Origin of the sequence: Candidatus Kaelpia aquatica, assembly GCA_030765335.1 — a bacterium.
GTDB classification, from domain to species: domain Bacteria; phylum Omnitrophota; class Gorgyraeia; order Kaelpiales; family Kaelpiaceae; genus Kaelpia; species Kaelpia aquatica.
Genome location: JAVCCU010000011.1, coordinates 1 through 14,266 on the forward strand (window position 1 = coordinate 1; position 14,266 = coordinate 14,266).

The following is a 14,266-nucleotide window of genomic DNA, read 5'->3' on the forward strand; positions in this document are numbered from 1 at the left end:
GGTGATAATGTTGAATTTGTAATAGAGTTAATCAAACCCGTAGCACTTGAGAAAGAATTACGTTTTGCTATCCGTGAAGGCGGTAGAACGGTAGGTGCTGGGGTTGTTTCTGAGATCATAGAATAGAAAATGCCAAACGAAAAAGTTACTTTAGCCTGTGGTGATTGTAAAGATAGAAATTATATGACTGCTAAAAATAAGACAAATAATCCGGATAGATTAGCGATAAAAAAATATTGTAGGAAGTGTAATAAGCACACTTTGCATAAAGAGACTAAATGATATTGCTATCGGTCGAGGTTTTGCTGATTGATAGCTAAAGAAGGCCTGTAGCTCCAATTGGCTAGAGCGCCGGACTCCAAATCCGGATGTTGGGGGTTCGACTCCCTCCAGGCCTGTAAATTATGCAGGCAGCTAGAACAGTTGCTGCTTATTTTTTGTAAAGAATTAAGGAGAAGATATGTTTGGCAAGGTAAAAAGTTTTTTCGGCAGCATTATAATGGAGATGAAGAAAGTCTCCTGGTCGTCGAGAAGCGAACTTATTTCGGCAACAGTGGTAACGTTTTTCTTTGTTGCTATTCTAACCATCTACGTTGGAACGGTAGATCTTTTAATGTCTAAACTAATGGGTTTTTTATTAAAGTAATATGGAATGGTATATAGTGCAGACTCAGACAGGGCAGGAGTATAAGGTGAAACAGATACTCGAGAGCTCTATTGAACAGGCAGGTATTAGAGATAAGATAGCAGAGGTCTTTGTCCCGACAGAGAAAGTCACTGAAATAAAGAGCGGGAAGAAGAAAACATCTGAAAGAAAGTTTTATCCCGGCTATCTTTTGGTTCACATGGAGATGGTAGATGAAGCTTGGCTCTTAATAAAAAGTACGCCTGGAGTTATACGGTTTTTAAGTTCTGGAGATAGAGCTGTTCCTTTAAGTGAGGATGATGTTTCAAAAATTCGCCAGCAGTCTGATGAGCGTATCGAACAGCCCAGACCCAAGGTTGTATTTGAACTTGGAGAATCAATAAGAGTAAATGAGGGGCCTTTTACTAATTTTAACGGTAAGATTGAAGAGGTTAACGTAGAGAAAGGTAAAGTCAAAGCGTTGCTTACAATCTTTGGAAGACAGACTCCAGTAGAGCTGGAATTCTGGCAAGTGGAGAGGATGTAAAAATGGCTAAGAAACCTGTTATAGTGAAGATTAAGTTGTATTGTCCTGCAGGGCAGGCAAATCCGTCTCCCCCCGTAGGTCCGGCTTTGGGTCAGCATGGGGTAAATATAATGGAGTTTTGTAAGGCTTTCAACGATAGGACGAAAGATAAGCCTGGATTGCTGCTCCCTGTGGAAATAGATGTTTACGATGATAGAAGTTTTTCGTTTATAGTCAAACAGCCGCCGGCTTCCATTTTATTAAAGCAGGCTTGCGGTCTGGCCAAAGGATCCGGAGAGCCTAACAAAGAGAAGGTCGGGACTGTTACAAAGAAAAAGGTTAAAGAGATTGCCCAAGAGAAGATAGTAGATTTGAATACGGATGATATAGAGGCTGCCATGAGAATAATAGAAGGCACAGCAAGAAGCATGGGCATAGATATAGTTGAGGGATAAAATGGTGAAGATGACAAAAAAACAAAAAAGTATCAGAGAATCAATTGACTTACAAAAAGAGTATAGCGTCGAAGAAGCTGTTAAAGTTCTTCAAGATTTGCCTAAAGCTAAATTCGATGAGACAGTCGAAGTCTCTTGCAAATTAAATGTTGATCCTAAAAAGAGCGACCAAATGGTTAGAGGTTCTGTTGTCTTGCCAAATGGTTTAGGTAAAGACGTAAGAGTACTAGTTTTCTGTAAGGGCGAAAAAGAGAGAGAGGCAAAAGATGCGGGAGCAGATTATGTCGGAGGCGAAGAGTTGGTTGAGAAGATAAAATCCGGCTGGATGGATTTTGATGTTGCAATAACTACGCCTGATATGATGCGGGAAGTCGGCAAGATAGGAAAGCTACTTGGACCTCGCGGACTCATGCCTTCTACTAAAAATGGTACTGTTACCGATCAGCTGGCTAAGGCTGTAAAAGAGTCTAAGTCTGGTAAATTGGATTATAGAATGGATAAGACCGGAACTGTAAATGTTGGGCTTGGCAAGGTTTCATTTTCCAAAGATGAGTTAACTCAGAATGTAATCTCTTTTCTGGAATCTCTTTTAAGTGCAAAGCCGGTATCCAGCAAGGGGCAGTTTTTAAAAAGAATTGCTATATCTACTACGATGAGCCCGGGATTAGCCATAGCTCTTTCGGAGGTTCAAAAATGAAGATAGGTCAGTATACAAGACAGCTTATGATGGATGATTATAAGGGCAAAATGGAAGATTCCGAATATGTATTTTTTACTAATTTTAAAGGTATATCTGCTGATGGGATGAGAGATGTCAGATCTCAGCTTAGAAAGCATTCTGCAGGCGTGGTTGTTGTAAATAATTCTCTTTTTAAACGTACGCTTAGAGATCTTAAGATGGATATGTTCTTAGAGTATGTAGATGGCGAGGTGGCTGTCATTTACGGTAAAGATGAGCCGATAGCCATTACTAAATTAATTCAGGATTTGAAAAAAAAGAATGAGAGCTTCTCTGTTAAAGCAGGATATTTAGAAGATAGACTATTAAATTCTGAAGAGGTTAAAGAGCTTGCCTCTATACCCTCTAGGGAGATCTTGTATGGACAGGTTGTGAATTTGATGAAATCTCCGCTTAACGGTCTAGTTTTTGCTCTTAAGAGCAATATACAGTCTTTAATAAATGTTATAAAGGGAATAAAAGAGAAAAAAGAATCTTAATACTAAAGATAAGGAGGTATTTGAAATGGTGGAAAAAAAAGAACAAGAGGCTGAAGTAAAAGAAGAACAGGTTGAACAGGAAGAACCTAAAGAAGAACAGAAGGAAGAGAAGGTTGAGAAGGTTGAGAAGAAAGCCGAAGAGAAGAAAGATCCTACGGCTGATTTAGGCAAGAAAGAGAAGAAGATCGTTGAATCTATAGAGACTCTGTCTGTTATGGAGCTTTCAGTGCTTGTAAAAGCACTTGAAGAGAAGTTCGGTGTCTCAGCTGCAATGCCTATGATGGCAGGACCTATGGCTGCAGGTGCTGGTGCTGGAGCGGCAGAGGTAGAAGAGAAGTCTATTTTTGATGTTGTATTAACAGAGATAGGTTCTAACAAGATCCAGGTTATCAAGGAAGTTAGAGCTGTGTCTAGTCTCGGATTAAAAGAAGCTAAAGATCTTGTAGAGGCTGCTCCTAAGGCTGTCTTAACCGGGATTAAAAAAGAAGAGGCTGAGGAGATTAAGCAGAAGTTAGAAGCAGTGGGAGCAAAGGTAGAATTAAAATAGTATTACAACTCTCTTATGTTGAATAAAACTAATACAAGGAGTGGTATAGATGTCTAAAAGGCGTAGTATTGTTAAAATAAAATCGCCGATAGAAGCTCCTAATCTCTTAGATCTGCAGCTTAAGCCCTTTTATGACTTTCTGCAGGAAAATGTAGCCAAAACTAAGAGGAAGCATTGGGGGTTAGAGGCGGTATTAAAAGAGACGTTCCCTATAGAGAGCGTAGATGGTGTTACTACCTTAGAATATGTCTACTATACAATTGGTAAATCCAAGTATTCTCTAGATGAATGCAAGAGAAAGGATTTTACTTACTCTGTTCCTCTGCGTGTAAAATTGCGCCTTAGAACACCAGATGAAGTTAGGGAGCAGGAGGTGTTTCTCTGCGACCTTCCCTATATGACTCCTCAGGGTACTTTTGTTATGAATGGTGATGAGAGGGTTGTTGTAACCCAGATGCATCGTTCTCCAGGGGTTAGCTTCGAAAAGAGTTCGCAGCTTTATGGTAAGGTCTCTTATCGTGCCAGAATAGTTCCCTATTACGGTAGCTGGTTGGAGTTTGAATTTGATCAATCTAAGGTTTTAAATGTTTATATAGATAGAAGAAGAAAGTTTCCTGTCTCGGTCTTATTGAGAGCTTTTGGTTGTTCAAGTGACGAGGATATCTTGAAGACATTTGGCGGAACAGAGAGCTTAAAGATTAATAAGCGTTCTGATTTTAAAAATGTTGAAGATAGAATTCTCGCAGAGGATATTTTTGACCCCGAGAGTAAGCAGGTATTATTTGAGAAGTACCAGCTTATAACCAAAGTCAACGTTACGAAGTTGGAGAAATTAGGCCTTAAGCAGGTTAAGCTGGTCAAAGAAGAAGTTGCTGAAATAGTAAGCACGCTTAAAAAAGATACTACTACTTCTAAAGAGGAAGCATTAACAGAGATCTTTCGTAAGATGCAGCCGGGTAACCCTGCGACTATCGAGAATGCTGAAGGTTATTTTCAAAGACTCTTTTTAAATCCCAAGCGATATGATTTACAGCGTGTAGGAAGATTTATAATAAACAGAAAACTTGGAATGAAGACATCTCTTGATAAGCGTACCTTAGATAAAGAGACTGTTGTTCAGGTTATTGATTATATGCTGAAGCTGCGTAAAGGAGAGGGTGAACCCGATGACATAGATCACCTAGGTAGTCGAAGGATAAGAACAGTCGGCGAGCTCTTGCAGGAGCAGTTTAGAATAGGACTTTTAAGAATAGAGCGGGTATCACGCGAGAGAATGGCGGTTTATGATATAGAGTCTTTAATGCCTCACCATCTTGTAAACTCTAAATTAATATCTGCATTGATCAGAGATTTTTTTGGTCGAGGCAGCCTATCTCAATTTATGGATCAGACTAACCCTCAGGCTGAATTGACCCACAGAAGACGTTTGAGTGCTTTGGGCCCCGGAGGCTTAGATAGGGAGCGTGCTGGTTTTGAGGTTCGTGACGTCCATTATTCTCATTATGGCAGAGTATGCCCCATAGAGACACCCGAAGGTCCTAATATCGGACTCATTACTTCACTTGCATTATATGCTCGAATTAATGAATTTGGTTTTATAGAGACTCCTTATAGAAAGGTAAAGAATAAGAAGGTTTCAAATGAGACCAAGTATCTTACCGCTGATGAGGAGGATAGGTATGTCATTGCTCAGGCTAATGCGAAACTGGATAAAAACAGCTGTTTTATAGATAAAGAGATCTTCTCTCGCTATAAGGATGGATTTATTAAGGCAGACCCGTCTGATGTTGAGTATATGGATGTTTCTCCTCAGCAGATCGTGGGTTCTTCGACCGGATTAATACCGTTCTTAGAGCATGACGATGCTAACCGTGCTCTTATGGGTGCCAACATGATGAGGCAGGCTGTTCCGCTTATGACTACGGAGTCGCCGCTTGTTGGTACAGGGTTTGAAAAGAAAGCTGTCGAAGATTCAGGCACCCTTGTTCTGGCTGAAAAAGATGGTACTGTTCGTTATGTTGATTCTGAACACATATCAGTAGGAGCCAATGAATATAGTTTGACTAAGTTTGGACGTACCAATGCCGATACTTGCATAAACCAGAGACCCTTGGTTAAGATTGGGGATAAAGTTAAAGCTGGTGATGTCTTGGCTGATGGTGCTGCAACTGATGATGGAGAGCTTTCCTTAGGCAGAAATATACTTGTTGCTTTCATGCCTTGGCGTGGATACAACTTTGAAGATGCTATTATCTTAAGCGAGAGACTTGTTAAAGACGATGTCTTCTCCTCTATCCATATCGAAGAATTTGAAGTTGAGGCTAGAGAGACAAAGCTAGGGCCTGAAGAGATTACCCGAGATATCCCTAATGTCAGTGAAGAGATATTAAGGAATCTTGATGATAATGGTATTGTGAGGATCGGGGCCGAGGTAAAACCATCGGATATACTTATTGGCAAAGTATCTCCTAAGACTGAATCAGAGCTTACGCCTGAGGAGAAACTGTTACGCGCTATATTTGGAGAGAAAGCCGGGGATGTCAGGGATACATCTTTAAAAGTTCCGCCAGGTGTATTTGGCTTTGTTATAAATGTCGAGGTCTTTACTCGTAAAGAGGGAGCTACTTTAAGTAAGGAAGAAAAAAGCAGAGAACTTAAAGAGGTAAAGGTTATAAGGAAAGAGTATGAGGCCAAAGTAAATCAACTTAAAAAAGATAAGCTTAGCAGATTGTCAAAACTGCTTTTAGGTGAAAAACTTAGCGCGCCTCTGTGCAGCATGGAGACGGATAAGGCTTTAATAAGCGATGGTGTTTTGATAAATGATAAGCATATAAAACAGCTTAGTCATTGCGATCTTGAAATTATTAAGCTAATAGAAAATGACTCTAAGGAAGAGGAGATTTTCAGAGTCCTTAAACTCTATGACGACCAGATTGAGGAAGTACTATATGAGATGGATGCAAGGATACATAGAGTTAAAAAGGGCGATGAACTTCCGCCTGGAGTTTTAAAGAAGATTGTAATTCATGTGGCGAGTAAGAGAAAGATTGTAGCAGGAGATAAGATGGCTGGAAGGCATGGTAACAAAGGTGTTATTTCTAAGATAGTACATGAAGAGGATATGCCTTATCTGCCAGACGGTACACCTGTAGACATAGTACTAAATCCTTTAGGAGTGCCATCTCGTATGAATATAGGACAGCTCTTAGAGACCCATCTCGGCTGGGCTGCAAAGAAGCTGGGTTTTAAAATTGCTACGCCTGTATTTGCTGGCATAACTGAAGATGAGATTAAAGGTTTTCTAAAAGAAGCTGACCTGCCTGAGGATGGGAAGATCACTCTCTATGATGGAATGAGCGGTGAACCTTTTGACCAAAAGGTCACAGCGGGCTATATCTATATGATGAAGTTATCTCATATGGTGGACGATAAGATTCATGCCAGGTCTATAGGCCCTTACTCTCTTGTTACTCAGCAGCCTTTGGGCGGAAAAGCCCAATTTGGAGGCCAGAGATTTGGAGAGATGGAAGTTTGGGCCTTAGAAGCATATGGTGCTGCCTATACTCTTCAGGAGATGCTTACTGTTAAGAGTGATGATGTTCAGGGCAGAACTAAGATATATGAGTCTATAGTTAAAGGTGAGAGTGCTTTTCAGCATGGGACTCCGGAGTCACTGAATGTTCTCTTGCGGGAACTTCAAGGTTTGGCGCTGGATGTAATAATAGCTAAGGATAAAGACGCAGGAGAGGCTAAAACAATGAAAGCAAAGAAGAAGGGGAGGGCAAAAAATGCATAAACAGCCTGACCAGTTTGATCATATAAGCATAAAGATGGCTTCGCCTGAAGTCATAAAGAGCTGGTCTCATGGAGAGGTAAAGAAACCTGAGACCATAAACTATAGAACTTTTAAGCCTGAGAAGAGTGGGCTGTTCTGCGAGAGAATATTCGGTCCTAGCCGTGATTTTGAATGCTATTGCGGTAAATATAAAAGAGTTAAGTATAAGGGCGTTATCTGTGATAGATGCGGCGTTGAGGTTACTCATTCCAGGGTAAGACGTGAGAGATTAGGCCATATTGATCTTGCAACCCCTGTTGTTCATGTCTGGTTTTGGAAAGTTTTACCTTCTCGGATAGGTACGCTGTTGGATATGACGATAAGAGAGCTTGAAAGAATTATCTATTATGAAGAATATGTTGTCATCGATCCTGGGGAGACTCCTCTTAAGAAGAAAGAGCTTTTAGCTGAAGCAAAGCTTCAAGAGCTGCGCGCTAAGTACGGCAATAAGTTTAAAGCTGGTATGGGAGCTGAGGCTATAAAAGAATTAATTCAAGAACTGGATTTGGCGAAGATCTCTAAAGAGGTAAAGAAGAAGTTAGCCGGGATACCAGTTGAAAAAATACCAAAAAAACATATTAAAAGATTAAAGGTCGCAGAAGACCTTATGCGTTCTGATAATGATCCGGAATGGATGATATTAGATGCGCTTCCTGTTATCCCTCCTGACTTAAGGCCTCTTGTTCCTCTTGAGGGTGGAAGGTTTGCTACCAGTGATTTGAACGACTTGTATCGCCGTGTAATAAATAGAAATAATAGATTAAAAAAATTGATAGAGTTAAAAGCTCCTGAAATTATAGTAAGGAACGAAAAGAGAATGCTGCAGGAGTCGGTAGATGCTCTTTTTGAAAACGGTAGACATGGTAGGGCTGTTATGGGACATGGCAACAGACCCTTGAAGTCTCTCTCTGATATGTTAAAAGGTAAACAGGGGCGGTTTCGTCAAAACCTTTTGGGTAAGAGAGTCGATTATTCAGGAAGAAGTGTTATTGTCGTCGGTCCTGAGCTTAAGATATATGAGTGCGGGCTTCCAAAGATTATGGCATTGGAACTCTTCGAGCCTTTTATCTTAAGAAAGTTGAGAGAGAGAGGGTATGTCCACACTATTAAGAGCGCTAGAAAGCTTATTGAAAAGGCCACCGAAGAAGTGTGGGAGATTTTAGAGGATGTTATAAGAGACCATCCTGTTTTATTGAATAGAGCTCCTACTTTGCATCGTCTCGGTATTCAGGCATTTCAGCCTAAGCTTATAGAAGGTAAGGCTATCCAGATCAATCCTTTAGTTTGCACACCCTTTAACGCGGACTTTGATGGAGACCAGATGGCTGTTCACGTACCGCTTTCAATAGAGGCTCAGATGGAAGCACGCCTTCTTATGCTTGCATCGAATAATCTCTTTGCGCCTTCACATGGTGGTCCATTAATATCTCCGACGCAAGATATTGTTTTGGGTTTATATTATATGACCAAATCTAAAGATGGAGAGCTGGGTGAAGGAAAAGTGTTTGCTAACATGGCTGAGGTTATATACGCTTATAATGATCACGAGGTCTCTCTGCATGCCAAAATAAAAGTAAGGCTAGATGGTGGTAATCTAATAAATACAACAGTTGGAAGAGTTATCTTTAACGATATTTTACCTCAAGAGATGTCCTACTTTAATACTCTTTTAAATAAAGGCAAGATATCTGAGGTAGTCAAAGATGTTTATAAGGTTTGCGGGCACCATGAGACAGTGAAGCTCTTAGACCGCATGAAGAGAATGGGCTTTGAGTATGCTACGACTGCAGGTATGTCTATGTCTGTATCTGATTTGAAGATACCCGATTTAAAAGAGGATATTATTAAAAAAGCAAGAACTCAAGTTGCCGTAGTTGAAGTTGAGTATAAGAAAGGTTTTATAACAGACGGTGAGCGTAATAATAAAGTGATAGATATCTGGACCCACGCAACAGATAACATTGAAGATGAGACATTTAAAGAGATGACAGAATTTAATCCGCCGTTTATGATGGCTGACTCTGGAGCAAGAGGTTCGCGGCAGCAAATAAGGCAGCTTTGCGGTATGAGAGGTTTGATGGCTAAGCCATCAGGTGAAATTATAGAACACCCTATCGTAGCTAATTTTAGAGAGGGTCTTTCGGTTCTAGAATACTTTATATCTACTCATGGTGCTAGAAAAGGTCTGGCTGATACGGCTCTTAAGACAGCCGATGCCGGATATTTAACCAGAAGACTTGTAGATGTTGCTCAAGATGTTCTGGTATCAGAAGAAGATTGCGGTACCGTTAATGGTATATTTGTCTCTGCTATAATCGAAGGCGACGAAGTCATTGTAACTTTGGGAGAGAGAATAATTGGTAGAATTGCTTGTGACAGCATAGTTGATATCGTTACCGATAACATAGTTGTTAAAGCTGGAGAGATTATCGATGTAGCCAGGGCTTCAAAAATAGAAGAGCTGGGTATTGAAAAGATAAAGATAAGAAGTGTTCTGACTTGCGAGACTAAGAACGGAATTTGCAGGTTATGTTATGGTTTGAATCTTTCAACAGGCAAGCTAGCTGAACTAGGTGAAGCCGTTGGTGTTGTTGCAGCGCAGTCAATTGGTGAGCCTGGTACGCAGCTTACCATGAGAACTTTCCATATTGGAGGTACAGCTACAAGGATAATCGAACAGTCTCAAGTTCAGTCTCGTTATTCTGGTTTTGTTAAGTATCATAGTTTAAAATTTGCAGAGAAAGAGGATTATTGTATTGTTTTGACTAGAAACAGTCAGATAAGTATTAACGATGAGACTGGAAGAGAGTTGGAACGCTTTGCTATTCCTCAGGGTTCTCTGCTTAAGTTTAAAAATGAAGCAGCAATTAAAAAAGGAGAAGTTTTTGCAGAGTGGGATCCTTATACTACTCCCATCTTAACTGAGATCTCTGGTGTTGTTAAATACGAAGACGTAGAGTTAGAGCATACAGTAAAAGAAGAATATGATGAGGTCAGCGGTCATACAAGGCTTGTTGTTGTTGAGTATAAAGGAGATTACCATCCTCAGGTACTTGTTCTCAATGAAGATGAGACTGAAGTGCTTGGTTTTTATCCTCTGCCTCCGGGAGCGATTATTCTTGTTAAAGATGGAGCTAAGATTTCTTCTGGTGATGCCCTGGCTAAGACTGCAAGAAAGATGGTTAAGACCCGTGATATCACAGGCGGTTTGCCTAGAGTTGCTGAGCTTTTTGAAGCTAGGAAGCCTAAGAACCCTGCTATTATTTCTGAGATAGATGGAATCGTTGAGTTCGGTGCTTTTAAAAAAGGGCAAAGACAGATTGTGGTTAAGTCTGAGACCGGGATGGTAAAAGAGTATAATATTCCGCATGGAAAACATTTAAATGTGTATAGAGGCGACCATGTAGAAGCTGGAACTGCTTTGACTGACGGGCCGTTGGTTTTGCAGGATATTCTCAATGTCTGCGGAGAGAAGACATTACAAGAGTATCTAGTAAACGAGATTCAAGAGGTTTACCGTCTTCAGGGCGTTAAGATAAACGATAAACATATTGAGGCGATAATAAAACAGATGATAAGGAAGGTAAAGATAGAAGAGCCTGGGGATACAAGTTTCCTTTATGGCCAGGAAGTCGATAAGTTTATATTCCGGGAAGAGAACGAGAGAGTGATTGGTAAAAAAGGTAAGCCTGCTAAGGGTAAGCTTATCTTACAAGGTATAACCAAAGCATCATTGACTACCGAGAGCTGGATATCATCTGCAAGTTTCCAGGAGACTACACGGGTACTGACTGATGCAGCTTTTGCAGGTAGGGTGGATAATTTAAAAGGATTAAAAGAGAACGTTATAGTGGGTCATTTAATACCCGCTGGCACAGGTTATAAAAACCATAGAGAAGTAGAACTAGTTAAGAATAAGGAGTCATAAGAATGCCTACAGTCCAGCAGTTAATAAGATTAGGCAGGAAGAAAAAACGTAAAAAGACTAAGTCTCCAGCATTGAAGAATTGTCCGCAGAGGCGCGGTGTCTGTGTTCAGGTTAGAACCATGACGCCTAAAAAGCCTAACTCAGCTTTAAGGAAGGTTGCCAGGGTACGCCTTACCACAGGAATAGAGGTGACTTCTTATATTCCTGGAGAAGGGCACAATCTTCAGGAGCACTCCATAGTCTTGGTAAGAGGCGGAAGAGTGAAGGATTTACCCGGTGTCAGATATCATATAGTAAGAGGTACTCTTGATACTGGAGGCGTTGCGAGTAGAATGAAATCTAGGTCTAAGTATGGCACTAAGAGGCCTAAGAAATAAGCATACTATCGGGAGGTAAATAGAAGAGATGAGAAGAAGAAGAGCTGAGAAAAGAAAAGTTACTCATGATCCCGTATATAACAGCATCTTGGTTCAAAAGATGATTAATCTAATGACCTTGGATGGCAAGAAAGTTGTTTCTGAGAATATAGTATATGGGGCTTTTGATGTTATAAAAAAGAAGCTTAATAAAAGTACAGACGCAGAGGTTCTTGAAGTTATTCAGAAGTCTATCGATAACGTTAGACCAAGGGTTGAAGTTAGAGCTAAGCGTGTTGGCGGTTCTACTTTTCAGATCCCTATTGAGGTTCCTGAAAGAAGAGCGCTCTCTCTTGCGCTGCGTTGGATAAGAGAGTCTACAAGATCAAAGAAAGGCAGGTCTATGAGAGAGAAGCTTGCTCAAGAGCTTATGGATGCTTATCGTGGTGAAGGTACAGCCGCTAAGAAGAGAGAGGATACTCATAGGATGGCGGAGGCAAATAGAGCTTTTGCACATTATAGGTGGTAAGAAAAAATAGTTGCAAGTTGAGACAATAAAAAAGGGTATAGATATAAATAAAATGAGTGCTGATATAAAAAAAATTAGAAACATAGGTGTTATTGCGCATATTGATGCTGGTAAGACTACAACGACAGAGAGGATGCTTTATTATTCCGGTAAGTCTTACAAGATAGGAGAGGTTCATGAAGGTACTGCTGTTATGGACTGGATGAAGCAGGAGAGAGAAAGAGGTATTACTATTACTGCAGCCTGTACGACTATTCCCTGGCATAACAAGAGGATTAATATAATAGATACTCCAGGACATGTTGACTTCACTGCTGAAGTCGAGAGGTCTTTAAAAATTTTAGACTCAGCTGTCATTATATTCTGTGCCGTAGATGGAGTAGAGGCTCAGTCAGAGGCTGTCTGGAGGCAAGCCGAGAGGTATAAGGTACCTAGGATTGCCTATATTAATAAGATGGATAGAGTCGGGGCTAATTTCTATAACTGTGTAGCCGACATGAAGAAAAAGCTTGGTACCAACCCTTTGCTCCTGCAGATCCCCATTGGCAGCGAAGCTGATTATAAAGGTATGGTAGATTTGATAGAGATGAAGGCGATAGTATATAGTGATGATACGGGGCAGAAATATGAGTATGAGCAGATTCCTCTAGATCTTATGCCTAAGGTAAACAAGTATAGAGAGAAGATGTTAGAGAAGCTTGCAGAGTTTGATGATGAACTATTTGAGAAATATGTTCATGGCGAAGACGTTGACACAAAGAAGATAAAAAAGGTTATTAGGAGAGCAACTATTTTAAATAAGGTTGTACCTGTTCTCTGCGGTTCATCTTTTAAGAATAAAGGTGTACAACTTCTACTGGAAGCTATCTGTGATTATATGCCGTCACCTTTGGATGTGCCTCCCATTTGCGGCCTTAATCCAAACACTGAAGAAGAAGAGAAAAGAGAGGTTAAAGATGGAGCTCCTTTTGCTGGATTATGCTTTAAAATAATAACCGATCCATTTGTTGGAAAGCTTAACTATGTACGTGTTTATTCAGGAAGTATTAAGAGCGGTTCATATATATATAATGTAAATAAAGAAAAAAAAGAGAGAGTCACAAAACTGCTGCGGATGCATGCAGATAAAAAAGAGCCTTTAGATTTTGTTGAGGCAGGAGATATAATTGCAATTGTGGGCTTAAAAAATACTTCAACAGGTGATACTTTAGCCGACGAAAACCATCCTATAGTATTAGAGAGTATGCAGTTTCCTGACCCGGTTATATCTTTGGCTGTTGAGCCCAAGACAAAAGTTGACCAGGACAAACTCTCTAACGGGTTATTTAAATTATCCGAGGAAGACCCGACGTTTAAGATTCATTATGATGAAGAGACAGGGCAGACTATTATATCCGGTATGGGAGAGTTGCATCTTGAGATAATACTGGATAGATTGGTAAGAGAGTTTAATGTTGGTACCCATGTAGGAAAACCCCAGGTTGCTTATAAAGAGACAATAACTGGAGAGGCTACCGTTGAAGGGAAGTTTGTGCAGCAGACAGGCGGCCGTGGTCAGTACGGTCATGTCAAGTTATTCGTAAGGTCTGCTGAAAAGGGTAGCGGGATAGTAATAAATGATAAAATTAAAGGCGGATCTATCCCTAGGGATTATATATCAGCCGTTAAAGACGGAATTAATTCTAGTTCTGACTCTGGCATCTTAGCCGGGTTTCCAGTTATAGATTTAGAGGTGGATATAATAGATGGTAGTTACCATGAAGTTGATTCTTCAGAGCTTGCTTTTAAAATGGCTGCCAGAATGGGATTCCAGGAAGGTTTAAAACGTGCGAAGTCAGTCTTGCTTGAGCCTATAATGGATTTAGAAATATTTACACCTGATGAATATTTAGGTGAGGTTATGGGAGATATAAGTTCTAGGCGCGGCGATATTAAGAGTATGGTCGACAGGGCAAATATAAAATTGATAAGAGCATTTGCCCCCTTGTCAGAACTCTTTGGATATGCTACAATTATCCGCTCGTTAACACAGGGAAGAGCAACATTCGTTATGCAGCCTTCTCACTATGATGTTGTACCAAAAAATATAGCAGAAAAAATAATTGGAGAATTTTAATTTTATCAGGAGGTAAAATATGGCTAAAGAAAAGTTTGAACGAACTAAGCCGCATGTAAATATTGGAACAATAGGTCACGTTGATCACGGTAAGACAACGTTGACATCAGCTATAACATCTACGCTTGCTA

14 protein-coding genes and 1 tRNA gene are annotated in these 14,266 nt (G+C 40.2%); all 15 read left to right on the forward strand.

Annotated features, from left to right (window positions below):
* Positions 1 to 126, forward strand: a 126-nt coding sequence (locus P9X27_01875) for an elongation factor Tu (GenBank protein ID MDP8253130.1), incomplete at its 5' end; no start/stop codon positions are given.
* Between the two features lie 3 nt (positions 127 to 129).
* Complete coding sequence (gene rpmG, locus P9X27_01880) at positions 130 to 282, forward strand: 50S ribosomal protein L33 (protein ID MDP8253131.1); 153 nt, start codon at positions 130 to 132, stop codon at positions 280 to 282.
* A gap of 41 nt (positions 283 to 323) precedes the next feature.
* Positions 324 to 398, forward strand: a tRNA-Trp gene (locus P9X27_01885).
* A 62-nt stretch (positions 399 to 460) separates the two neighbouring features.
* Positions 461 to 646 (forward strand): preprotein translocase subunit SecE, encoded by a 186-nt coding sequence (gene secE, locus P9X27_01890; protein MDP8253132.1) that lies wholly within the window; start codon positions 461 to 463, stop codon positions 644 to 646.
* A gap of 1 nt (position 647) precedes the next feature.
* Positions 648 to 1,172, forward strand: coding sequence for a transcription termination/antitermination protein NusG (gene nusG, locus P9X27_01895; GenBank protein ID MDP8253133.1), 525 nt, complete (start codon positions 648 to 650; stop codon positions 1,170 to 1,172).
* A 2-nt stretch (positions 1,173 to 1,174) separates the two neighbouring features.
* Positions 1,175 to 1,606: a 50S ribosomal protein L11 gene (rplK, locus tag P9X27_01900; GenBank protein MDP8253134.1), complete on the forward strand. Its 432-nt coding sequence runs from the start codon at positions 1,175 to 1,177 to the stop codon at positions 1,604 to 1,606.
* 1 nt (position 1,607) lies between these two features.
* Positions 1,608 to 2,303, forward strand: a complete 696-nt coding sequence (gene rplA / locus P9X27_01905) for a 50S ribosomal protein L1 (protein MDP8253135.1) — start codon at positions 1,608 to 1,610, stop codon at positions 2,301 to 2,303.
* On the forward strand, positions 2,300 to 2,824 hold the full coding sequence (gene rplJ, locus P9X27_01910; GenBank protein ID MDP8253136.1) for a 50S ribosomal protein L10: 525 nt from the start codon (positions 2,300 to 2,302) through the stop codon (positions 2,822 to 2,824). Before rplA ends, rplJ begins: the two co-directional genes overlap by 4 nt.
* 184 nt (positions 2,825 to 3,008) lie before the next feature.
* Positions 3,009 to 3,371 carry a 50S ribosomal protein L7/L12 gene (rplL, locus tag P9X27_01915; GenBank protein MDP8253137.1) on the forward strand — a complete coding sequence of 121 codons (363 nt, stop codon included), beginning with the start codon at positions 3,009 to 3,011 and terminating at the stop codon, positions 3,369 to 3,371.
* Positions 3,372 to 3,420: 49 nt separating this feature from the next.
* Positions 3,421 to 7,167 carry a DNA-directed RNA polymerase subunit beta gene (gene rpoB, locus P9X27_01920; GenBank protein ID MDP8253138.1) on the forward strand — a complete coding sequence of 1,249 codons (3,747 nt, stop codon included), beginning with the start codon at positions 3,421 to 3,423 and terminating at the stop codon, positions 7,165 to 7,167.
* Entirely contained in the window at positions 7,160 to 11,134 is a 3,975-nt protein-coding gene (gene rpoC / locus P9X27_01925; protein MDP8253139.1) for a DNA-directed RNA polymerase subunit beta', read from the forward strand. Before rpoB ends, rpoC begins: the two co-directional genes overlap by 8 nt.
* 2 nt (positions 11,135 to 11,136) lie before the next feature.
* Positions 11,137 to 11,511, forward strand: a complete 375-nt coding sequence (gene rpsL / locus P9X27_01930) for a 30S ribosomal protein S12 (protein MDP8253140.1) — start codon at positions 11,137 to 11,139, stop codon at positions 11,509 to 11,511.
* A gap of 28 nt (positions 11,512 to 11,539) precedes the next feature.
* Positions 11,540 to 12,019, forward strand: a complete 480-nt coding sequence (gene rpsG / locus P9X27_01935; GenBank protein MDP8253141.1) for a 30S ribosomal protein S7 — start codon at positions 11,540 to 11,542, stop codon at positions 12,017 to 12,019.
* A gap of 52 nt (positions 12,020 to 12,071) precedes the next feature.
* Entirely contained in the window at positions 12,072 to 14,135 is a 2,064-nt protein-coding gene (gene fusA, locus P9X27_01940; protein MDP8253142.1) for an elongation factor G, read from the forward strand.
* A gap of 19 nt (positions 14,136 to 14,154) precedes the next feature.
* On the forward strand, positions 14,155 to 14,266 hold a 112-nt coding region (locus P9X27_01945), incomplete at its 3' end, for a GTP-binding protein (protein ID MDP8253143.1).

Bases quoted from the DNA above. Each gene is read 5' to 3' on its own strand.
- rpmG (MDP8253131.1), top strand. From the start codon at position 130: ATGCCAAACGAAAAAGTTACTTTAGCCTGTGGTGATTGTAAAGATAGA.
- secE (MDP8253132.1), top strand. From the start codon at position 461: ATGTTTGGCAAGGTAAAAAGTTTTTTCGGCAGCATTATAATGGAGATG.
- nusG (MDP8253133.1), top strand. From the start codon at position 648: ATGGAATGGTATATAGTGCAGACTCAGACAGGGCAGGAGTATAAGGTG.
- rplK (MDP8253134.1), top strand. From the start codon at position 1,175: ATGGCTAAGAAACCTGTTATAGTGAAGATTAAGTTGTATTGTCCTGCA.
- rplA (MDP8253135.1), top strand. From the start codon at position 1,608: ATGGTGAAGATGACAAAAAAACAAAAAAGTATCAGAGAATCAATTGAC.
- rplJ (MDP8253136.1), top strand. From the start codon at position 2,300: ATGAAGATAGGTCAGTATACAAGACAGCTTATGATGGATGATTATAAG.
- rpoB (MDP8253138.1), top strand. From the start codon at position 3,421: ATGTCTAAAAGGCGTAGTATTGTTAAAATAAAATCGCCGATAGAAGCT.
- rpoC (MDP8253139.1), top strand. From the start codon at position 7,160: ATGCATAAACAGCCTGACCAGTTTGATCATATAAGCATAAAGATGGCT.
- rpsL (MDP8253140.1), top strand. From the start codon at position 11,137: ATGCCTACAGTCCAGCAGTTAATAAGATTAGGCAGGAAGAAAAAACGT.
- rpsG (MDP8253141.1), top strand. From the start codon at position 11,540: ATGAGAAGAAGAAGAGCTGAGAAAAGAAAAGTTACTCATGATCCCGTA.
- fusA (MDP8253142.1), top strand. From the start codon at position 12,072: ATGAGTGCTGATATAAAAAAAATTAGAAACATAGGTGTTATTGCGCAT.